Below are 20,004 nucleotides of genomic sequence, written 5' to 3'. Positions count from 1 at the left end.
GGGGGACCCCACATGGGCAAGACCGCACTGATCACCGGCGTCACCGGGCAGGACGGCTCGTACCTCGCCGAGCTCCTGCTCTCCAAGGGCTACACGGTGCACGGGCTCGTGCGGCGGTCCTCCAGCTTCAACACGGAGCGGATCGACCACATCTACCAGGACCCGCAGACCGAGAACCGCTCCCTCGTCCTGCACCACGCGGACCTGTCCGACGGCGTCGCCCTGGTGAACCTGCTCCGCGACATACGCCCCGACGAGGTCTACAACCTCGGCGCCCAGTCCCACGTCCGCGTCTCCTTCGACGCGCCCCTCTACACCGGCGACGTCACCGGCCTCGGGGCGCTGCGCCTGCTGGAGGCCATCCGGGCCAGCGGTGTGGACACCCGTATCTACCAGGCGTCGTCCTCGGAGATGTTCGGCTCCACCCCGCCGCCGCAGAACGAACTGACCCCGTTCCACCCGCGCAGCCCGTACGGGGCCGCCAAGGTCTTCGCGTACTGGACCACGGTGAACTACCGCGAGGCGTACGACATGTTCGCGGTGAACGGCATCCTCTTCAACCACGAGTCCCCGCGTCGCGGCGAGACCTTCGTGACCCGCAAGATCACCCGCGCGGTCGCCCGGATCAAGGCCGGTCTCCAGGACCACCTCTACCTCGGCAACCTCGACGCCGTCCGCGACTGGGGCTACGCGCCGGAGTACGTCGACGCCATGTGGCGGATGCTCCAGCAGGACGTGCCCACCGACTACGTGGTCGCCACGGGCGTCGCGGCGACCGTCCGCGAGTTCGTCGCGTCCTCGTTCCGGCACGCCGGCCTCGACTGGAACGAGCACGTCCGCTACGACCCGAAGTACGAGCGCCCCAGCGAGGTCGACGCCCTCATCGGCGACGCCTCCAAGGCGCAGGAGATCCTCGGCTGGAAGCCGACGGTCCTGGTGGAGGAACTCGCCCGGATCATGGTCGAGGCCGACATCCGTCAGGTCGAGGACCAACTGGCGGGCGTGACGGTCCGCATCGACCGCTAGACGCCTTATATTTCGCCTATTGATTTGCCGTGTCCCGGTCATGCCGTGCAGATCCCTGCCGCATGACCGGGGCGAACCGTCGTATGTCCGCCGCGCGCCCTCCCTGTAGGTCCTGTTGATTCCAAGTTGGTATGCAATGGGTCAAGTGAGGTGACCGGGCTCTCGCGTGAGCCCTACTCTGCGCCAGTACATATGGCTGATCGGATAGTTCCAGCCATCAAACCGGGCGATTGCCCTGGGGGGCTCATGCGTAGATCCAGAGGGCTGACTGCTGCCCTCGTCCTGTCACTGGCCGGTGCCGGCACCGGTATAGGGCTGGTGCTGATGCCCGAGGCGTCCGCCATCACGCCTCCCGTGGCATTCACCGCCGACGAGTTGCCCACCTGGCAGCCCAACGGCATCGTCTGGGCGATGGCCCAGGCGAACGGCACGGTCTTCGCCGGCGGCACCTTCTCGGCGGTCCGGCCGCCCGACGGCAGCGGCAGCGGCACGGAGCAGGAAGCGGTGAACTTCGTGGCGCTCGACGCCGCGACGGGCGCCCCGACCTCCTGCAAGCTCGCCTTCACCGTCGGCGACGGCAGCGCGACCGTCCGCGCCCTGACCGTCTCCAAGGACAAGAAGACCCTGTACGCGGGCGGCTACTTCGGCGCCGTCAACGGCACGCCGGTCTCCAGCGTCGCCGCGATCGACATCGACACCTGCACCCCCAAGGCGTCGTTCCACCCAAGCTTCCCCGCCACCGTGCGCGCGTTCGCCGTCACCGACGACACGCTGTACGCCGCCGGTGACTTCACCACCGTCGAGGGCCAGACCCGCGAGCGGTTCGCCGCGGTCGACGCCGGCTCCGGTGCGCTCAAGCCCTTCACGGCCGACGCCGACGAGCCCGGCCGGGCGGTCGCGGTCACCCCCGACGGCAAGAACGTGCTCCTGGGTGGCGACTTCTTCACCGTCAACGGCCAGAACACGCACGCGCTGGCGGTCGTGAACTCCGCCACCGGCGCCGTCGCCAAGACCTACAGCACCATCCCGTCCAACTCGGTCGTCAAGTCGATCGCCACCGACGCGACCGGCTTCTACACGGGCAACGAGGGCTCCGGCGGCGGTGTCTTCGACGGCCGCATCGGTCTCAACCTCAGCGACTTCAGCGAGAAGTGGCGGGACCGCTGCCTCGGCGCGACCCAATTCGTCCTGCCGTACGACGGAGTGCTCTACAGCTCCTCGCACGCCCACGACTGCACCCTCAACGGCGAGTACCCCGACGGCCGCCGGCACCACCTGCTGGCCCAGCCCACGAATTACCAGGGCACGCCGCCCGCGCCGGTGGACGGTTTCGTGGCCAGCCCCCGCAAGCTCGGCTGGTTCCCCGACACCAACGACGGCCTCGGCGAGGGCATCGGCCCGCGCGTGATGGCCGTCGCGGAAAAGGGCGACACCAAGTACATGTGGGTCGGCGGCGAGTTCACCACCGTCAACGGCGTCGCGCAGCAGGGCCTGACCCGCTTCGCCTCCACCGGTGACGTCGGCGCGCCGACCACCCCGGTCGCCAGTGCCGCGAGCGTCAAGCCCGGCGAGGTCCAGGTCCGCTGGCGCACCAGCTACGACGAGGACGACAGCAAGCTGACCTACCGGATCTACCGGAACGGCTCGTCCACGCCGGCGCACACCATGACCGCCGACTCCCTGGAGTTCGAGCGGCAGCAGGCGTCCTGGACCGACACCACGGTCAAGGCCGGCCAGTCCTACACCTACCGCGTGACCGCGACCGACGCCGCCGGAAACACCAGCGCGCTGTCGGCCACCGCCTCGGTGACGGTCCCCGCCTCGATCCAGTCGTACCCGAACCAGGTCCGCGCGGACGGCGCCAACCTGTACTGGCGCTACGACGACACCGTCAGCCCCTACGTCGCCGACTCCTCCACGGACGGCAACACCAGCGGCATCCAGCTCAACGCCCCGGCCCTGCGCCAGACGCCCGGCGCCATCTCCGGCGCCAGTACCGCCATTGGCTTCAACGGCACCAGCCAGCAGGTCTACAGCGACCACCGCCAGACGGTCGGCAGCAGCTACACCATCGAGACCTGGTTCAAGACGAACACCACCCGCGGCGGCAAGCTGATCGGTTTCGGCAACAACACCGACCGCAACAGCGGCTCGTACGACAAGCAGCTGTACATGACCAACACGGGCCGCCTGGTCTTCGGCGTCTACAACGGCTCGACCCGCACCGTCTCCACCGGTCTGTTCGAGACGTACAACGACAACAAGTGGCACCACGTCGTCGGCACCCAGGGCCCCTCGGGCATGGCACTGTACGTGGACGGTCAAAACAAGGGCACGCTGAACGTCACCAACTTCCAGCAGTACGCCGGTTTCTGGCACGTGGGTGGCGACAACCTGAGCAGCTGGCCGAACCGGCCGACGAGCAACTTCTTCGCCGGACAGATCGACGAGACGGCCGTCTACCCGACGGCGCTGACCCAGGCCCAGGTCAAGAACCACTACGACCTCGCCAAGGCCCCCACCGACACGGTCTCCAAGGTCGTCACGACCGAGGACACCTACATCAACCAGGGCGCCCCCGGCCAGGCCTACGGCACGTCCACCTCGCTCGCGGTGCGCGGCACCTCCGCGTACGAGACGTACCTGCGCTTCAACATCCCGGCCGCTCCGGCCGGGACGGTCCTGAAGGCGGCCTCGCTGCAGTTCAAGACCACGACGCAGACCGGTGCCGGTACGGCCGACACCGTGTCCGTGGTACCGGTCACCGGTACCTGGAGCGCCGCGGGCACGACGTTCAACACCAAGCCGACCCTCGGCACCACCCCGCTCGGATCCCTCGCGGGCGTGCCGGACGGCTCGGCGATCCAGAACGTCGAACTGGACACCACCGCCGTCTCCGCGGTGCTGGGCACCAACGGCTACAGCATGGCCCTGACGAGCACGGGCACCGACCCGCTGTGGCTCTGGTCCTCGGAGGCGACGGCCGCGGACGCCGCGCCGCAGCTGATCCTCACCTTCGGCCCCAAGTAACGGCCGAGGCACCACCCGCCTGACGGAGTACGGGGCCTGCCCGGGCGGCAGGCCCCGTACTCCTTTGTCCACCACCGGCAAGTACGGGAGCCCCCTGATGTACCGACGCTCCGCAGCGGCTGCTGTTCTGCTGGCCGCCGCCCTGACCCTGACCGCCTGCGGTTCGGGCGGTGACCGGAAGGCCGACTCCGCGGCCGACAAGCCGAAACCGCCGGCCTCCTCCTCGGTGCCGGACCCGGCCGACAGCCCGGCGGCGCCGACCCCCGCCGGGGGCAAGCCGACCGGCCCGGTCCTGCCCGACGCGAAACTCGTCCCCAAGACGGGCAGTTTCACCGAGACGGAGAAGAAGTACCTGAGCGGCCGGGTCCCGGAGAAGATGGACCCCGCGGCCGTCCTCCAGACGGGCCAGGAGTCCTGCCAGCGGGTGGAGCGCACGGCGAAGCACGACAAGGACGCGGCGATCGGGGCCGTCGTCGCCGGGGAGATCCCCGGCGCGAAGGACGCCATCCCGTTCCTGTGCCCGGAGCAGAAGCCGATCCTGGACGCGGCCGAGAAGGGCTTCGGCGACGGTCGCCGGCAGTCGCCCGCCCCCGGCACCTACCGGGCGCTGACCCAGAGCACCACCTGCGCCTGGGAGGCCAAGGGCAAGGACGGCTCCGTCCTCGCCTCGGGCCCGGCGACCCCGCCGAAGGCCGGCGACAAGATCACGGCGACGATCCCGGCGGGCACCGCCGAGTTCACCTCGACCGCCTGCTACGCCTGGGTCCCCGCGTAGGGGCCCGCCGTCCCACTCCACGCCCCCGCGGGCGGTGACACTGCCCGCGGGGGCGTTTCCATGTCCCGGCCCGGGGTACTCGCGCCGTCACAAGACCACGAATGTGGAGGCGAGTTGACATGCGAGGCATCGGCGGCTGCATAGCCCTGATCGTGGTGGGGGCGATCCTCACCTTCGCGAGCGATTGGCGGATGGAGGGCGTCAACCTCCCTCTCGTCGGCCTGATCATGATGGCGGCGGGCGCGATCGGCCTGGCCGTGTACTCCAGCGTCCTGCGCCGTCGTCGGGCCGCCGGGGTGCTCCCGGTGGTCGAGGAACGCGGCCGCGACATCATCTGACCCGCCGGGGCGGGGGAGCGGCTACGCCCCCGCGCCGCGGGCCGACGCGTACACCGGCAGGAGGGTGTCCACCACCGCGTCCATCGAGAACGACTCCGCCGCCAACTTCCGGGCGGCGGCCGAGGCCGACCGGTTCGCGTCCGGGTCCAGGAGGGCGAGGACCGCCTCCGCGACCCCCGCCGCACCCGGGTCCACCGCGCGCCCGGCCCCCGCCGCGGCGATGTCCCGGGCCAGACCGTTGGAGTGGGTCACCACCGAGGGCACGCCCACCGCCAGCGCCTCCAACACCGACATGGGGAACGGCTCCTCCACCGACGGCAACACGTACACGTGGGCGAGGCGCAGCTCCGCCAGGACCTCCGCGCTCGACAGGGCCCCGGTGACCGTGAAGCGCGCGCCCAGCCCCAGCGACGCGATCCGGGCCCGGACCGCCGCCAGTTCGCCCTCGTCGGGCCCCGCCACCACGAACTCCGCGTTCGGGTGCGCCGCCAGCACCGCCGGGGCCGCGTCCACGAAGTCCACCGGCCGCTTACGCGCCTGCAGGCGCGCCGAGTACAGGATGCGCGGCGCCCCCGCCGGCACCGGACGCTCCTCTTGCGCCGGGGTGCCGTTGACCAGCCGCACCGCCGTGGCCAGCGCCGGCGGGCCCGCCACCGCGTCCAGGCCGTCCCGTTCGTGGGGGGTCAGGTACAGCACCGCGTCCGCCCCGCGCAGCAACCGGCGTACCGCCACCGCGTCCAGCACCTTGGCCAACAGCTTCCCGCTTGGGTCCACCATCCCGTGGGTCTGGAGCACCAGCGGTTTGCGGGCCCGCAGCGCGGCCAGCGCCACCGGCAGCGTCACCAGGTCCCGCGCCAGGTGGACGTGGACGACGTCCGCCTCCCGCACCAGCCGCCCCGCCGAGGCGAGCAGCGCCGGCGAGGTCATCCCGCTGAAGCCCAGCGGGAGCAGCCGCCGGGCCGGGAACAGCTTCGCGGGCACCCCCTCCACGGAGGTCGGCCACGGATCGGGGAACCCCTCGCCGAGCGCCAGCAGGCGGGCCTCGTGACCGCGCGCCCGCAGCCCCTTGGCCAGGTTCAACGCGACCCGGACCGGCCCGCCGAAGGCGTGCGAGGGGGAGTGCAGCGTCACCGCGTGCAGGACTTTCAGGGTGGCACTCACTTCGGCTCCTCCACCGGGCGGCGCCGCCCGTCCTGGGTCTGCAGGGTCAGCGCGGGCAGGTCCTTGTGGACCACCGCGCCCGCGCCCGCCACGGCGCACCGCCCGATCGTCACACCCGCCAGCACGGTGGCCCGTACGGCCACCCACGCACCGTCCTCCACGACGATGGGCGCGTTGCGGTAGCGGAAGTCGGCGGCCCGGTGGTCGTGCGAACCGGTGCAGAGCATCGCCTCCTGCGAGACGCACACGTTCGCACCGATGGTCACCGGCTCCAGGTTCAGCAGCCAGGCTCCCTCCCCGATCCACGCGTGGTCGCCGACCGTCAGCTTCCACGGCCACAGCACCCGCACCTTGTGCCGGATCAGCACGCCCTCGCCGATCCGCGCCCCGAACGCGCGCAGCAACGCCACCCGCACCTGGGCCGGACAGAACCAGGCCGTGAACAGCGTGTTCATCACGGCGAACCAGAGCGCCTGCGTCAGCAGCCCGCGCCCCTTGTCGTACCCGGCCAGCGTGAAGGAAGGAAGATCACGCAAAAGTCGCCCCCATAGTCCGCCCCCGACAACCACCCCGCCGCGCCTCCCCGGGCGCGGCCCGCTCAGACTAGACTGCGCGCGGACCAGGCACATGGGGTGGGGGCGGCAGTGGCAACGGACATACGCAGGCCGCCCGTAGCTGCCCTGGCACCGACGCCGCGGGACGAGGCGCAGTGGGGCCGCGTCACCACCCCGCGCACCCTGCTCTCGCGCGCGCTGTCCGTCCCGCTGATCCTCGGGTTCACCGTCTTCCTGCCGCTCTTCGTCGCCGTCCAGCCCGGCGACGGGCAGCACGACGCCGCCTTCTGGCTGCAACTGCTGCTGACGATGTACGCGGGCGCCCGCCTGTCCGCGATGGTCCTGACCAGCCGGCGCAAACTGCTCCAGGGCTCGTTCTGGCTCTTCGTCTACATGGCGATGGGCGTGGCCCCGCTCGCCCAGGCCGTCCTCGGCCGGGTCCCGACGCCCGTCGTCGGCCCCCGCTACGACCTCACGACCGCCATCGCCCTCGTCCTGCTGGGGTGTACCGCCTTCGACGTCGGCGTACTGCTGGCCCGCCACCGGCCGACGGGCCGCGCGGGCGGCTCGCAGAAGGAGAAACGGCCGGTCCTGGCGCACCGGCGGCGCCTGTACCTGCTCACCGCGCTCGCGTTCCTGTGCAGCGCGGCGTTCATCATGAAGCTGGGCGGCCCGGCGGTCTTCTTCTCCAGCCGCCAGGAGATCATCGCGGGCATCGAGGAGGCGGGCGTCTCCAACGGCGACGGCCAGGCGGGCCAAGCACTGCTGCGCGGCTTCGGCACGGTGCCGGCGCTGCTGGCGCTGCTGCTGTACACGCGCTGGCTGATCACCTCCAAGTACGCCCGGCGCAAGGTCTCGATCCTCGCGACGTGGGGCGCGCTCGCGCTGCTGAACCTGGTGGTCAACAACCCGATCTCCAACCCGCGCTACTGGTTCCTGACGGTCATGTTCGCGTTGCTGTTCACCGTCTTCCCGGTGAGCGCGGCGATGTACCGCGTGGCGCTGTCGATGGCCGTGGTGATCGCGCTCCTCGTCTTCCCGTTCGCGGACCGCTTCCGGTACGACGAGAAGAACTACAAGCCGGTCGAGACGACGTCCTTCCTGGAGCCCATGGCCCTCAAGGACTACGACCAGATCGGCATGTTCGCGAACACCATCACCTACTCCAACTCCGGCCCGGGCCATTTGTACGGGCGTCAGCTCGCGGGGTCGGTGTTCTTCGCGGTGCCGCGGTCGGTGTGGCCGGGAAAGCCGAAGGACACGGGCGTGATGATCGGGGAGTGGATGGGGACGGTCAACACCAACCTGTCGTCCCCGATCTGGGCGGAGCTGTGGATCGACTTCGGGCCGCTCGGGATGGGGGCCGGACTGCTGGGGATGGGCTACGCGGCCGCCCGGGTGGACCGCCGTTACGCGAAGCGGGCCACGAGGAGGTCGCCACCGGGGAGCCTGATCTCGGTGGTGGTCCCGCTGGTCGCGGGGTACTCCTTCATCCTGCTGCGCGGCCCGTTGCTCCAGGCGTCGGGGCGGATCGCCATCGCGGCGCTCTGCCTGGCGCTCGTCGCGACGTTCCGCGAGGACAAATCGGCCCGCCTCCGCTGATCCGTCGGCCCCGCGCCTCAATCGCCGGCGGGGCTGAAATGCTGCCCGACGTGCCACGGTTGAGCCACCGACTCCCGCGCTCTCAATCGCCGGGCCGGCGCGAAATCAGCCTGCTGGCGATTGAGGCGCGGGGTCTGGGGCGGAGCCCCAGGGAGCCCGGTGGAGCCGGGGCGCTTGCGCGGTGGCGCCGCACCCCGGGCGGGGCGGCCCCGGCCGGTCAGGCCGGTTCCGTCGACGGGGTCGGGGTCGGGGTCGGGACGGCGGGGTCCGGGAGGCGGGAGACGCGGGTCCAGGCCGCCGCCGCCTTCGCGGCCGAGCCCGCCGCCAGGCCCCACGCGGCGCCCGCCACCCCCCACACCGCGTACCCGCCCAACAAGAGGGCCACCGACAGCAACGAGAACACCACCTGCAACGACAGCGTCGCCCTCGGGTTCAGCACCCGCAGCGTCAGCAACGCACACGTCCCCAGCCCCATCACCGCGTACTGCGCCCCCGTCGCCGGAAGCAGCGTCGCCGCCGCCCCCCACGTCTCGCCCAGCAACTGCCGCCCCACCGTCTCCGGCAGCGCGTACAGCACCGCGCCCCACCCCGCGCCGAGCGCCGCCAGCACCCCGCCCATCAGCAGCGTCAGCCGGACCACGCCCCGCTTGCCCGACGCCCGACCCACCACCGGCGGCCCGAACGCGTTCGCCGAGTTGAACAGCACGTTCAGCGGCCCGAACAACGTCGTCGCACCCCGCAGCGCACCGACCGCCAGCGGCGTCGCGAACACCCCGAGCCCCAGCACCGCGAGCTGGCTGGAGCCGTTGCCCACCGCGAACTCGACCACGAACCGCTGCCCCAGGTGCCCGCGCCGCACGTACGGCCGCAGGTCCACCCGCGCCCCGCGCACGTACGGCCGCAGCAGCCACAGCCCCAGCGCGAGCGCCGGCAGCGCCGAGACCCCCCACACCAGCACCAGCCGCCCCGCCGACGCCCCTTCGGGCTGCGCGAGCAGCGCGCCGACCACACCCACCAGCCGCACCACGTCGGCGGCCAGCGCCCGCTCCGGCGCGCGCAGCGCCGAGAAGCAGTACCGCAGCCCGTCCTGTACGAGCACCAACGGCAGGACGAGCCCCAGCGCGAGGAACGCCCACCCCCCGGCCCCGGGCAACACGAGGCCCACCAGGGCGAGCACCACCCCGGCCGCGGCCGAGGCGGCCCCGGTGAAGGCGAGGCCCGAACGGCACGCCGCGCCGAGCCGTTCCCCGTCCTTCTCCAGCACCACGGTCTGGCCGACGTACGCCATGTTCAGCCCGAGGAGCACCGTGAAGGTCACGTACACCATCGAGAAGTCGGCGAAGCCGGACGCCGACGACAGCCGGGCGGCCAGCACCAGCACCAGGATGTTGGTGGCGCTGGAAGCGGCCTGGTCAAGGACCGAGGCGAGCGCGGCGAGACCGCCCCGCCTCACCGCCGGCCCATGCGGACCGTGCGCAGCGCGACGGTGTCGGTGCCGTCACCGGGGATGTGCTGCTCCTGTTCGGCGACCTCGTACGGGATGGGCCGCGGCGCCTGCTTGCCGGCCCCAGTCGGAGCCGGAGCCGGGGCCGCCGGGGCGGCCCCCTTGCCCTTCCCCTTGCCCCGGCCGCCACGCTTCTCGCCGGGCAGCGGCGTGTGCAGCACCGCGCCGAGCACGGTCCCGCCGGCGCCGCTGATGAGCTCGCGGATGCGGGACAGGTCACTGCGGTGCACCGCGCGGGGGTCGCAGACCACGAGGACGCCGTCGACGCGGTCGACGAGCGCGAGCGCGTCGGCGTACGAGAGCACGGGTGGCGCGAGTACCACGACGGTGGAGTTGGGGGAGTCGGCCTCGGAGATCAGCCGGGTGGCGCGCGGTGAGGTCAGGGCGCGGGCGACGTTGCGCACCCGCTCACCGGGGATCAGGTCGAAGGCGCCCGACTCCCCGGCGTCCACGACGAGCTGGCGCCCGTCGGGCCAGTCGGAGTCGCCCTGCTGCCCCGGCTGACCGCCCGCGCCCGGGCCGCCCGGCATCTGGCTCCAGCGCGGGCGCCCGCCCGCGTCGGTCGGCAGTTGGCTGGCCAGCACCGGAGTGCGCAGGTCGGCCTCGATCAGCAGGACGTCCTTGCCGGTCTCCGCGAAGGAGGCGGCCAGGTTCACGGCGACCGCGGCGGCGGTCTCGCTGCTGCCGCGCGGCGCGACCACCAGCAGCCGGCGCCGGTCGGCGAAGCGGGAGTCGTAGGCGAGCCGGAAGGCCACCGACCGGAACTCCTCCGCGAGGCGCGGGTCTTCCTCACCGGCCGCGAGCAGCGGCCCGCCACCGGTCTTGTCGCGCGGCAGGGAGCCCAGTACGGGGGCGCGCAGGGCCCGCGCCACATCGCCGTCGGAGCGCGGCGCCGGGTCGAAGACGAGTCGGACCCAGGCGGCCAGCAGACCGAGGGCCAGGCCCACGGCCGCGCCGAGCGCGAGGGACATCGGCAGGCCCGGCCCGTCGGAGTCGCCGGGCGGGGTCGCGGGGCTGGTGACCCGGCCCGGAGCCATGTCCAGCGCCTGGAGCTTGGCGATGTTGCTGTTGAGGGTGTTGACCTTGCTCTGGAGGTCGGTCTTGGAGGAGTACGCCGCGTCGCGGCCGGGGCCCGAGGGCATGGCGTTGATCTGCTTGACGAGGTCGTCGAGCTGCTTGGCCACCGGATCGCGCTGGTCCTGGTAGCCCTTGACCATCTTGTCCCGGGTGACGTCCAGGGCCTCCTGCCGCTTGAGCAGGTAGGCCGTGGTCATCGCGTTGGCGCGCTTCGCGGCCTCCCCGGGGGAGGAGGAGGTGTACGTGAAGCGGAGCACCATCGTCTGCGGCGGGTTGGTGACCTGGAGGCCGCTGCGCAGGGAGGCGACGCCGGACTCGGCCACGCCGAGCTTCTTCGCCGCCTCGTCGGCCGTGGAGGAGCTGAGCGCGACCTGGCGCTCCGAGCCGATGTTGATCGCCTTGTCGGGCGCCAGGCTCGGGTTGAAGGGGTCGTCGGTCGGTGCGCGGAGGACGATGTCGGCGGTCGCGACGTAGGTGTCCGCCGTGGAGACGCCGAGGTAGACGCCGCCCAGCAGTCCGATGCCGATGCCCGCGCCGAGGAGCCGGCGGTAGCGCAGGAGCTGTCGGAACTGGTCCCGCAGGAGGTCCGGTTCGTCCTCGGCGGGGGCCGCTGCCGGCCGGTTCGTCTCGATCACGGCCGGGAACCCCCAAGTGCTTCGTCCATCAGTGCGTCGATACGGGCCAGCCCCGCCTCGCGGCTCAGGTGGGCCGCCACGTGCACGGGCCCGGCGGCACCGAGGGTGTCCGCGGTCTCCGGGTCCCCGGCCAGTGCCCGTACGGCCTTGAGCAGTGCGCCCGGGTCCTCCGGCGGTACGAGCACCCCCGCGCCGGAACGTTCCACCTCCTGGGCGGTCCCGCCCCGCGCCGCCACCGACGCGACGACGGGCCGGCCGGCCTGGAAGTAGGAGGTCAGCTTGGAGGGCACGCTCATGTCGAGCACCGCCGCGTGCTGGGTGACCGCGAGCACGTCCGCCGCCGCGAGGATATCGGGGAACTCCCCGTCGGCGGCAGGGGGGATGATGTCGAGGTTCGGTACGTCCGCCGCGAGGTCGGCGAGGGCCGCGCGCTGACTGCCGTCGCCCATGAGGACGAACCGCACGTCCGGGTCGAGCCGGGCGGCGCCGACCAGGACTTCCAGGCCCTGCTTCAGGCCCATGTTCCCGGAGTGCAGCACCACCGTCTGGCCCGGCGCCCAGCCGAGGTGGCGGCGGGTCTCGCCGCGCGGCTTGGTCGGCGCGGCCACGTGCGACCAGTTGGGCACCAGGCGGATCTTCTCCTCGGGCACGCCCATCCCGACGACCCGGTCCACGAAGGTCTCGTGGATGACGCCGACCAGGGTGGCGCGCTTCAGCGCGTACGCCTCGGCGCGTCCGGCCAGCGCGGCCGCCTTGTCGCCGCCGCTGATGCCGCTCTGCGCGGCGGCGGCGCCCATCAGGTCCTGGACGACCGGGACGTAGGGGACCTTCCACTTCGCGGCGAGGCGCGCGGCGAGCACCCCGCCGGCCAGGCTGGGCATCTGGGCGAGGACCGCATCCGGCTTCGGCATCCGGGGCGGGGCCACGGCGCCGTGCAGCAGGATCGATCCTTCGAACAGGGCCCGCCGCAAGGCGGTCTGGCGCGGGGGCACGGTGTGCGCACGCCGGTGCACGGTGACTCCCGCGCGCTGTTCCGTGCGCCGGAGCGCCCCCTTGTACTCCGGTTCCAACGACCAGGCCGGGTAGTGCGGCATGCCCGCGAGGACGTGCGTCTCATGGCCGAAATCCGCCCAGTGCTCCGCGATCTGGGTGGCGTACGGCCCGATCCCCGCGTGCTCGGGAGCGTAATTGGTGGAAACCAGCAGCAGTCGCCGATGACCGGATCTGGACACTGGACGTCCCCTTCCCCCCTGAATGATGCGCACGTCACCCTATTCGTTCACCGGCGTGGTGCGGAACGTGCACGCTATTGTCTGCTAATCCGCCACACCGGGGGGTGTGGCTTCTGGGGGGTAAGAGATGACGGAGCAGGACATGGCCGACCTTGGCGCGCCCGCACACAGGCCGTATCGGGTCGGCTACGCGCCCGGCGCATACGACCTGTTCCACATCGGACACCTCAACATCCTTCGGCACGCCCGCAGTCAGTGTGACTACCTGGTGGCCGGGGTGGTGTCCGACGAGATGGCCGAACTCGCCAAGGGCCGCCGCCCGATGATCCCGCTCGTCGAGCGACTGGAGATCGTCCGCAGCGTCAAGTACGTCGACGCGGCCTTCGTGGAGACGGTTCCCGACAAGGTGGAGACCTGGAAGCAGGTCCGCTTCGACGTCATCTTCAAGGGCGACGACTGGCGTGGTACCCCCAAGGGCGACCGGCTGGAGAAGGACTTCGCCGCACACGGCGTCGACGTCGTCTACTTCCCCTACACGGTCCACACCTCCAGCACCCAACTGCGCCGGGCGCTGGACGTCCTGGCGCAGCCGGCACCCGAGGCCCTCACCGCGGAACTGCGCTGAGCTCCCGGAACCACTTCGCGAGGAACGCCGCCAGGAACAGCGCGGCGACCGCCCCCAGCCCGGCGTAGGCCCACCGGAACAGCGCGCCGTCGCCGAGCAAGAGGAACACCAGACAGAACACCCCGTAGTCCACGGGCAGCAACGCCACCGCCCGCAGCGCCGACGGGGCGGCGGCGGGGTTCCCGGGCGCCGGCTTGGGCTTGAGCTTCTCCGTGAGCAGCCCGCCGAAGAAGGTGACGACGGAGGCGAACTGGAAGCCCAGCGGAACCAGCAGCCAGCCGCCGAGCCCGGCCCGGCCTGCGCCGGTGCCGTCGCCGCCGATGCCGTACGCGTCCGGGAAGCGGTAGAAGGCGATGAGCACACAGGTGTGCAGGACCGTCAGCTTGGCGCAGTCCACGACGTGGTCGAGCCACTCGCCGGAAGCGCTGCCGCCCCCGCGCAGCCGGGCGAGCTGTCCGTCCGCCGAGTCGAAGGCGAAGCCGACCGCGAGCGCCGCCCACACCGCGGTCCCCAGTCCCCAGGAGGGTTCGGCCAGCGCGACCGCCGCCACCGCGGCGAAGCTGAAGGCGGCGCTGACCAGCGTCACCTGGTTCGGGGTGAGCCCGAGGGCGTACGAACCGGCGGCCAGGTACCGCCCGGCGGGCCGGTTGACGAACCGCGAGTAGAGCGACACCCCCTTCGCCGACTTCTGCGCCCCGCGCAGCTCCCGCAGTGCGGTCCCGACTCTCGGCATCGACGCAAGCCCCCTTCGGAACGGATGTGTGTACGACGTATGTGTGTACGAAGGGCACATCATCGCAGGGCGTCCACGGCTTTCGGCTCCGGATGAGCCCTTACGTCCTGAAGCAGCGGTACGGAGAGGTTCGCGGCGGTGACCACGGCCGCCAGAAGCGGAGGCGGCACGAACGCGGGCGACGGGTGTTTCGGCAGCGAATGATTCGTCAACGAAATAACCCCCGCGGCCCCATCTCGGCCGGGATGACCGGCCGCCTCGACACCCTGGAGAAGTCCGGCCTGGTCCGCCGCATCCGCCCGGCCGAGGACCGCCGCCGCGTCGACGTCGAACTCACCGACGACGGCCACCGCCGCTGGACCGAGGCGATGCGCTGGATCGGTGTCGCCGAGGCGCGGCTGATCGCCCCCCTCGACGCCGCCGACCGCGCGGTGCTCGCCGCCCTCCTCAAGCGGATGCTGCTCCAGGCCGAGACGGGCTGAGGCGGGGGCGTCTCAGCTCGCCACCCGCAGCAGCAGCACCGCCCGCGCCGGGACCGTCAGGGGCTCCCCGCCCCGGTGCCGCGTGCCGGGCGCCGCCGACTGCTCCTCCCGGGAGGTGTCGAGCACGAGTTCGTACGACGCCGCCCACGGCGCGCCCGGCAGCATCCATTCCACGGGCCGGTCCCCGGCGTGCAGCAGCGCCAGGAAGCTGTCGTCGCTCACCTGCCGCCCCCGCTCGTCCCGGCCCGGGATGTCCCGCCCCGACAGGTACAGGCCCAGCGCCGCGGCGGGCGCGTACCAGTCCCGCTCCGTCATCTCCGTCCCCGCCGGGGTGAACCACGCCAGGTCGCGCAGTCCGTCCGCGTCCTGGGCCCGCCCGGAGAAGAACGCCCGCCTGCGCAACACCGGATGCTCCCGGCGCAGCGCCGTCAGCCGGGTGGTCAGCGCGAGCAGCTCCGCCCAGGCCGGGTCCCGTGGCAGCGACCAGTCCAGCCAGCTCGTCTCGTTGTCCTGGCAGTACGCGTTGTTGTTGCCGCCCTGCGTCCGGCCGAACTCGTCACCCGCCACCAACATCGGTACGCCGGTCGACAGCAGCAGCGTGGTGAGCAGGTTGCGCAACTGCCGCCGGCGCAGCGCCCCGATCCGCGGGTCGTCCGTCTCGCCCTCCGCCCCGCAGTTCCATGAGCGGTTGTCGTTGGTGCCGTCCCGGCCGTCCTCCCCGTTGGCCTCGTTGTGCTTGCGCTCGTACGACACCAGGTCCCGCAGCGTGAAACCGTCGTGCGCGGTCACGAAGTTCACCGAGGCGTACGGGCGCCGGCCGCCCCACGCGTAGAGGTCGCTCGACCCCGACAGCCGGTACCCCAGGTCCCTTACGTCGGGCAGCGCGCCCCGCCAGAAATCCCGGACGGCGTCCCGGTAGCGGTCGTTCCACTCCGTCCACAGCGGCGGGAACGCGCCCACCTGGTAGCCGCCCGAGCCCACGTCCCACGGCTCGGCGATCAGCTTGACCCGCCGCAGCACCGGGTCCTGGGCGATCACCGCCAGGAACGGCGAGAGCATGTCCACGTCGTGCATGGAGCGGGCCAGGGCCGCCGCCAGGTCGAAGCGGAAGCCGTCGACCCCCATCTCCGTCACCCAGTACCGCAGCGAATCGGTGATCAGCCGCAGCACGTTCGGCCGCCCGGCGTGCAGGGTGTTGCCGCAACCCGTGTAGTCCGCGTACCGCCGCTGGTCGTTCTGCAGCCGGTAGTAGCCCCGGTTGTCGATCCCGCGCAACGACAGCGTCGGCCCCAGCTCGCCCGCCTCCGCCGTGTGGTTGTAGACCACGTCGAGGATGACCTCGATCCCGGCCGTGTGCAGCGCCCGTACCATCCGCTTGAACTCGCCGACCTGCTGACCGGCCGTGCCGCTCGACGAGTAGGCGGCGTGCGGGGCGAAGTAGCCGATCGAGTTGTAGCCCCAGTAGTTGCGCATCCCCCTGCGCAGCAGGTGGTCCTCGTGTGCGAACTGGTGCACCGGCAGCAACTCCACCGCCGTCACCCCGAGCCGGGTCAGGTGCTCGATCGCCGCGGGATGGGCGAGCCCCGCGTAGGTGCCGCGCAGGCGCTCGGGAATACCCGGATGGCGCATCGTGAAGCCGCGCACGTGCAGCTCGTAGATCACCGAATCGGCCCACGGGGTCTTCGGCCGGACGTCGTCCGCCCAGTCGTCGTCATCGTGGACCACGACGCCCTTGGGGACGTACGGGGCCGAGTCCCGGTCGTCGCGCACGGTGTCGGCGATGTACTGCTGCGGCCAGTCCCGCACGTGCCCGTACACCTCGGGCGGCAGCGCGCCGTAGTCGTTGCCCGGCCGCGCGTCCACGGCCCGCGCGTACGGGTCCAGGAGCAGCTTCGCCGGATTGTGGCGGGCCCCCGTCCAGGGATCCCAGCGGCCGTGCACCCGGAACCCGTACCGCTGCCCCGGCCGCACGCCCGGGACGAAGCCGTGCCAGATCTCGTGGGTCAGCTCCGCCAGCGCACAGCGGGTCTCGGCGCCCCGCCCGTCGAACAGGCACAGCTCCACCCGCTCAGCACCCGGCGCCCACAGCGCGAAGTTGGTGCCCGCGACCCCGTCCGGGCCCGACCGGTAGCGGGCACCCAGCGGGTGCGAGGACCCGGGCCACACCGGCGGCCCCGGAGGCGCCGGCACCCGCACGGCCCGGCCGCCCGTCCGGCCGGTGACCTGGCCGTTCGGCCGCGCCCGCGGGTGACCGTCCGGCTGTCCGTCGACGGGCGGCGCGGGCGCGCTCCCGTTGACCCGTACCTCTCCGGCGACGGTTTCCACCGCCTCTTGCTCGGCTGCGCTCGACACTGCCCGCCTCCACGGCTCTCGGTACCTGCGAGGGCAGGGGAGTGCGGCCCCCGGCGTCCCGGCCCGGGCCCGCCCCCGTCTGGTCCTTCCCACTGTTCTGCCCGCACGGACCCGCCCGGAACGTCGGCCGCGCCCACGTTTCCCTGCGAGGGGGCCGGTCGTTGGACAGGACGTGACTCTTCTGACGAGGCGGGCAGGGGCGGGCTTGGCGGCCGTCGCGGTATGGGCGGCCCTGCTGGGAGCCCTGAGCGGCTGCACCGAGGACGGCCGCTCACCGGTCGAGATCCAGCTTCCCGGAAAACCCCGGTCGCCGGACGAGGCCATTCGGATCACCCCCGAGGACAACGCCAAGGGGGTTCCCGCCGACGGCCCGTTGACCGTGAGGGTCACCGAGGGCCGGCTGGAGCGGGTGGTGGTCACCAAGGTCGAGGACGCCCAGGAGGAGAAGGTCCCGGGCGCGATCGCCGACGACGGGCTGAGCTGGAGCCCCGACCCGACGGCCGGACGGCTCGCGCTCGCGGCCAAGTACACCGTCGACGCGGTCGCGGTCGACGGACACGACCGCCGTCAGGCTCGGCACACCACCTTCACCACCTACGTGCCCGAGGAACGGTTCATCGGCTACTTCCGGCCCGAGAACCGCTCGACCGTGGGCACCGGCATGATCGTCTCCTTCCGGTTCAACCGCTCCATCAAGCAGCGGGCCGCGGTGGAACGGGCCATCACCATCACCTCCGTCCCCGCCGTGAAGGTCGTCGGCCACTGGTTCGGCGACGACCGGCTCGACTTCCGGCCCAAGGAGTACTGGAAGGCCGGCACCGAGGTCACCGTCCGCATGAACCTCCGCGACGTCGAGGGCTCGCCCGGCGCGTATGGCATCCAGGACAAGACGGTCACCTTCAAGGTCGGCCGTTCCCAGATCTCCACCGTCGACGCGGCCGCGCACACCATGGAGGTCCGCCGGGACGGGCAACTGGTGCAGACCCTGCCCATCACCGCCGGCGCGCCCAAGAACACCACCTACAACGGCAAGATGGTGGTGATGGAGATGTTCGACGTCACCCGCATGAACGGCCAGACCGTCGGGTTCGGCGGCGAGTACGACATCCCCGACGTGCCGCACGCCATGCGGCTCACCACCTCGGGCACCTTCTTGCACGGCAACTACTGGGCCAGCCCCGACACCTTCGGCTCCCTCAACACCAGCCACGGCTGCGTGGGCCTGCGCGATGACAAGGGCGGCGGCTCGGACACCCCGGCCGGCTGGTTCTTCGACCGCTCGCTCGTCGGGGACGTGGTCGAGGTGGTCAACTCGCAGGACAAGACGGTGGCCGGGGACAACGGCCTGGGCGGTTGGAACCTCTCCTGGTCCGACTGGGTCACCGGCTCCGCCATCGGCTGACCCGCGCGGCCGACGGCTCCGGGCCGCCGGCCGGGGCACGGCCCGCGCACCAGTTGGGACGGAACGGTGACAAGACCGTGCCTTCACGTGATCTCCCCATGTGATTTCCTGACGTCAAGCGCGCGATTGTCCGCGCGGGGGACATGGGGAGAACACGAGTGAACCTGCAGCCGATTCGCGGCCGCGTCCGCACCGGCCTGCCGGCCCTTCTGCTGGGAGCGGCGCTGCTGTTCACCAGCGCGTGCAGCGGCGGCGCAGACGGCGGGGGCGGTGCCGCCGGCGACGCCGGCGGCAAGGGTGGCGGCAAGACCGGCACCGAGGCGTCCAAGGCCGTGGTCAACGTCAAGCCGGACGACGGCTCCAAGGAAGTCGCCACGAGCGGCGTTCTGAAGATATCCAGCACCGGCGGCAAGCTCGCCACGGTGACGGTCGCCGACACCAAGGGCAACGCGGTGGACGGCAAGATGGGCACCGACGGGGCAAGCTGGGAGCCCGCCCGCAACCTGGCCGCGGCCACCGAGTACAAGGTGCACGTCGTCGCCAAGGACGAGGCCGGTCGGGAGTCCGCCAAGGACACCACCTTCACCACCCTCACCCCGACGAACACCTTCGTCGGCCACTACACCCCCGAGGACGGGGAGACCGTCGGCGTAGGCATGCCCGTGTCGATCAACTTCACCCGGGGCATCACCAACACCGAGGCCGTCGAGAAGGCCATCACCGTCACGGCGGAGCCGAACGTACCGGTCGAGGGCCACTGGTTCGGCAACGACCGGCTCGACTTCCGCCCCGAGAAGTACTGGGCGGCGGGCACCAAGGTCACCGTGAAGATCGCCCTCGACGGCGTCGAAGGCCGCCCGGGCGTCTACGGCAAGCAGACCCGTACCGTCCACTTCACCATCGGCCGCTCCCAGGTCTCCACCGTCGACGCGGCCGCGCACACGATGGAGGTCGTCCGCGACGGCCAGGTGCTCAAGAACCTGCCGATCACCGCGGGCGCCCCGTCGACCACCACGTACAACGGTCAGATGGTCATCAGCGAGAAGTACAAGGTGACCCGGATGAACGGCGCGACCGTCGGCTTCGGCGGGGAGTACGACATCTCCGACGTCCCGCACGCCATGCGCCTGTCGAACTCCGGCACCTTCGTGCACGGCAACTACTGGGCCGCCGCGAGCACGTTCGGCTCGGAGAACGTCAGCCACGGCTGCGTCGGCCTCAAGGACGCCCGCGGCGCGGGCGACGACGACCAGCCCGCCGCCTGGTTCTTCAACGAGTCCCTCATCGGCGACGTGGTCGTCGTGAAGAACTCCAAGGACAAGCAGATCGCCCCGGACAACGGCCTCAACGGCTGGAACATGGACTGGTCGGAGTGGATCAAGTAGTTCCCTCCCGCCTGACCCGCAGGTGATCGTCGGCCCGGTGCTGTGACCCACAGCACCGGGCCACTTCGCGTTAACCGCCGCTAACCTTCCC

General features: G+C 71.8%; 16 protein-coding genes. 9 read left to right on the top strand and 7 right to left on the bottom strand.

The features are described from left to right. Positions 1-12: 12 nt before the first annotated feature. The 4 genes from gmd to ABZ934_RS06545 all read left to right on the top strand — a co-directional run bounded on the left by gmd (position 13) and on the right by ABZ934_RS06545 (position 5,169). Positions 13-1,026, top strand: a complete 1,014-nt coding sequence (gene gmd / locus ABZ934_RS06560) for a GDP-mannose 4,6-dehydratase (protein ID WP_361309223.1) — start codon at positions 13-15, stop codon at positions 1,024-1,026. Positions 1,027-1,272: 246 nt separating this feature from the next. After that, the gene (locus ABZ934_RS06555) at positions 1,273-4,056 is read left to right on the top strand and encodes a LamG-like jellyroll fold domain-containing protein (RefSeq protein WP_361309220.1); all 2,784 of its coding nucleotides are present in this window, start codon (positions 1,273-1,275) and stop codon (positions 4,054-4,056) included. A 97-nt stretch (positions 4,057-4,153) separates the two neighbouring features. Next, positions 4,154-4,831 (top strand): hypothetical protein, encoded by a 678-nt coding sequence (locus ABZ934_RS06550; protein ID WP_361309218.1) that lies wholly within the window; start codon positions 4,154-4,156, stop codon positions 4,829-4,831. A gap of 119 nt (positions 4,832-4,950) precedes the next feature. Then, positions 4,951-5,169 (top strand): hypothetical protein, encoded by a 219-nt coding sequence (locus ABZ934_RS06545; RefSeq protein WP_329198438.1) that lies wholly within the window; start codon positions 4,951-4,953, stop codon positions 5,167-5,169. A gap of 21 nt (positions 5,170-5,190) precedes the next feature. Here the strand turns inward: ABZ934_RS06545 and ABZ934_RS06540 are convergent, their stop codons facing one another. Continuing rightward, positions 5,191-6,318 carry a glycosyltransferase gene (locus tag ABZ934_RS06540; protein ID WP_361310266.1) on the bottom strand — a complete coding sequence of 376 codons (1,128 nt, stop codon included), beginning with the start codon at positions 6,316-6,318 and terminating at the stop codon, positions 5,191-5,193. 8 nt (positions 6,319-6,326) lie between these two features. After that, positions 6,327-6,866, bottom strand: coding sequence for a WcaF family extracellular polysaccharide biosynthesis acetyltransferase (locus ABZ934_RS06535; RefSeq protein ID WP_361309215.1), 540 nt, complete (start codon positions 6,864-6,866; stop codon positions 6,327-6,329). A gap of 144 nt (positions 6,867-7,010) precedes the next feature. Here ABZ934_RS06535 and ABZ934_RS06530 point away from each other — a divergent pair, with 144 nt between their 5' ends. Then, positions 7,011-8,486 carry a hypothetical protein gene (locus tag ABZ934_RS06530; protein WP_361310264.1) on the top strand — a complete coding sequence of 492 codons (1,476 nt, stop codon included), beginning with the start codon at positions 7,011-7,013 and terminating at the stop codon, positions 8,484-8,486. Positions 8,487-8,703: 217 nt separating this feature from the next. On the opposite strand, the gene ABZ934_RS06525 is transcribed toward ABZ934_RS06530, so the two are convergent. Genes ABZ934_RS06525 through ABZ934_RS06515 form a run of 3 tightly spaced genes read right to left on the bottom strand, consistent with a single transcriptional unit; the run spans position 8,704 to position 12,904 of the window. Continuing rightward, positions 8,704-9,939, bottom strand: a complete 1,236-nt coding sequence (locus ABZ934_RS06525; RefSeq protein ID WP_361309212.1) for a hypothetical protein — start codon at positions 9,937-9,939, stop codon at positions 8,704-8,706. Continuing rightward, positions 9,936-11,702 (bottom strand): lipopolysaccharide biosynthesis protein, encoded by a 1,767-nt coding sequence (locus tag ABZ934_RS06520; RefSeq protein ID WP_361309210.1) that lies wholly within the window; start codon positions 11,700-11,702, stop codon positions 9,936-9,938. Before ABZ934_RS06520 ends, ABZ934_RS06525 begins: the two co-directional genes overlap by 4 nt. Beyond that, the gene (locus tag ABZ934_RS06515) at positions 11,699-12,904 is read right to left on the bottom strand and encodes a glycosyltransferase family 4 protein (protein ID WP_361310262.1); all 1,206 of its coding nucleotides are present in this window, start codon (positions 12,902-12,904) and stop codon (positions 11,699-11,701) included. Before ABZ934_RS06515 ends, ABZ934_RS06520 begins: the two co-directional genes overlap by 4 nt. Before the next feature lie 172 nt (positions 12,905-13,076). Here ABZ934_RS06515 and ABZ934_RS06510 point away from each other — a divergent pair, with 172 nt between their 5' ends. Continuing rightward, entirely contained in the window at positions 13,077-13,559 is a 483-nt protein-coding gene (locus ABZ934_RS06510; RefSeq protein WP_361309207.1) for an adenylyltransferase/cytidyltransferase family protein, read from the top strand. Here ABZ934_RS06510 and ABZ934_RS06505 read toward each other — a convergent pair. Continuing rightward, positions 13,540-14,292, bottom strand: a complete 753-nt coding sequence (locus tag ABZ934_RS06505) for a CDP-alcohol phosphatidyltransferase family protein (RefSeq protein WP_361309205.1) — start codon at positions 14,290-14,292, stop codon at positions 13,540-13,542. The genes ABZ934_RS06510 and ABZ934_RS06505 overlap by 20 nt on opposite strands. A 245-nt stretch (positions 14,293-14,537) precedes the next feature. Here ABZ934_RS06505 and ABZ934_RS06500 point away from each other — a divergent pair, with 245 nt between their 5' ends. Next, positions 14,538-14,774, top strand: a complete 237-nt coding sequence (locus ABZ934_RS06500; RefSeq protein WP_361309202.1) for a hypothetical protein — start codon at positions 14,538-14,540, stop codon at positions 14,772-14,774. A 12-nt stretch (positions 14,775-14,786) separates the two neighbouring features. Here the strand turns inward: ABZ934_RS06500 and glgX are convergent, their stop codons facing one another. Next, on the bottom strand, positions 14,787-17,126 hold the full coding sequence (gene glgX, locus ABZ934_RS06495) for a glycogen debranching protein GlgX (RefSeq protein WP_361309200.1): 2,340 nt from the start codon (positions 17,124-17,126) through the stop codon (positions 14,787-14,789). Between the two features lie 181 nt (positions 17,127-17,307). Here glgX and ABZ934_RS06490 point away from each other — a divergent pair, with 181 nt between their 5' ends. Then, positions 17,308-18,528 carry an Ig-like domain-containing protein gene (locus ABZ934_RS06490; protein WP_361310261.1) on the top strand — a complete coding sequence of 407 codons (1,221 nt, stop codon included), beginning with the start codon at positions 17,308-17,310 and terminating at the stop codon, positions 18,526-18,528. A 164-nt stretch (positions 18,529-18,692) separates the two neighbouring features. Further along, on the top strand, positions 18,693-19,913 hold the full coding sequence (locus ABZ934_RS06485; protein WP_361310259.1) for an Ig-like domain-containing protein: 1,221 nt from the start codon (positions 18,693-18,695) through the stop codon (positions 19,911-19,913). Positions 19,914-20,004: the final 91 nt, after the last annotated feature.

The organism is Streptomyces sp. NPDC046557 (genome assembly GCF_040645975.1).
Lineage (GTDB): Bacteria > Actinomycetota > Actinomycetes > Streptomycetales > Streptomycetaceae > Streptomyces.
This window is presented reverse-complemented; position numbering and strand designations above follow the sequence as displayed.

Excerpts from the sequence above, each read along its gene's own strand:
- ABZ934_RS06555 (WP_361309220.1), top strand. The coding sequence starts at position 1,273 with ATGCGTAGATCCAGAGGGCTGACTGCTGCCCTCGTCCTGTCACTGGCC.
- ABZ934_RS06545 (WP_329198438.1), top strand. The coding sequence starts at position 4,951 with ATGCGAGGCATCGGCGGCTGCATAGCCCTGATCGTGGTGGGGGCGATC.
- ABZ934_RS06550 (WP_361309218.1), top strand. The coding sequence starts at position 4,154 with ATGTACCGACGCTCCGCAGCGGCTGCTGTTCTGCTGGCCGCCGCCCTG.
- ABZ934_RS06505 (WP_361309205.1), bottom strand. The coding sequence starts at position 14,292 with ATGCCGAGAGTCGGGACCGCACTGCGGGAGCTGCGCGGGGCGCAGAAG.
- ABZ934_RS06500 (WP_361309202.1), top strand. The coding sequence starts at position 14,538 with ATGACCGGCCGCCTCGACACCCTGGAGAAGTCCGGCCTGGTCCGCCGC.
- ABZ934_RS06510 (WP_361309207.1), top strand. The coding sequence starts at position 13,077 with ATGGCCGACCTTGGCGCGCCCGCACACAGGCCGTATCGGGTCGGCTAC.
- gmd (WP_361309223.1), top strand. The coding sequence starts at position 13 with ATGGGCAAGACCGCACTGATCACCGGCGTCACCGGGCAGGACGGCTCG.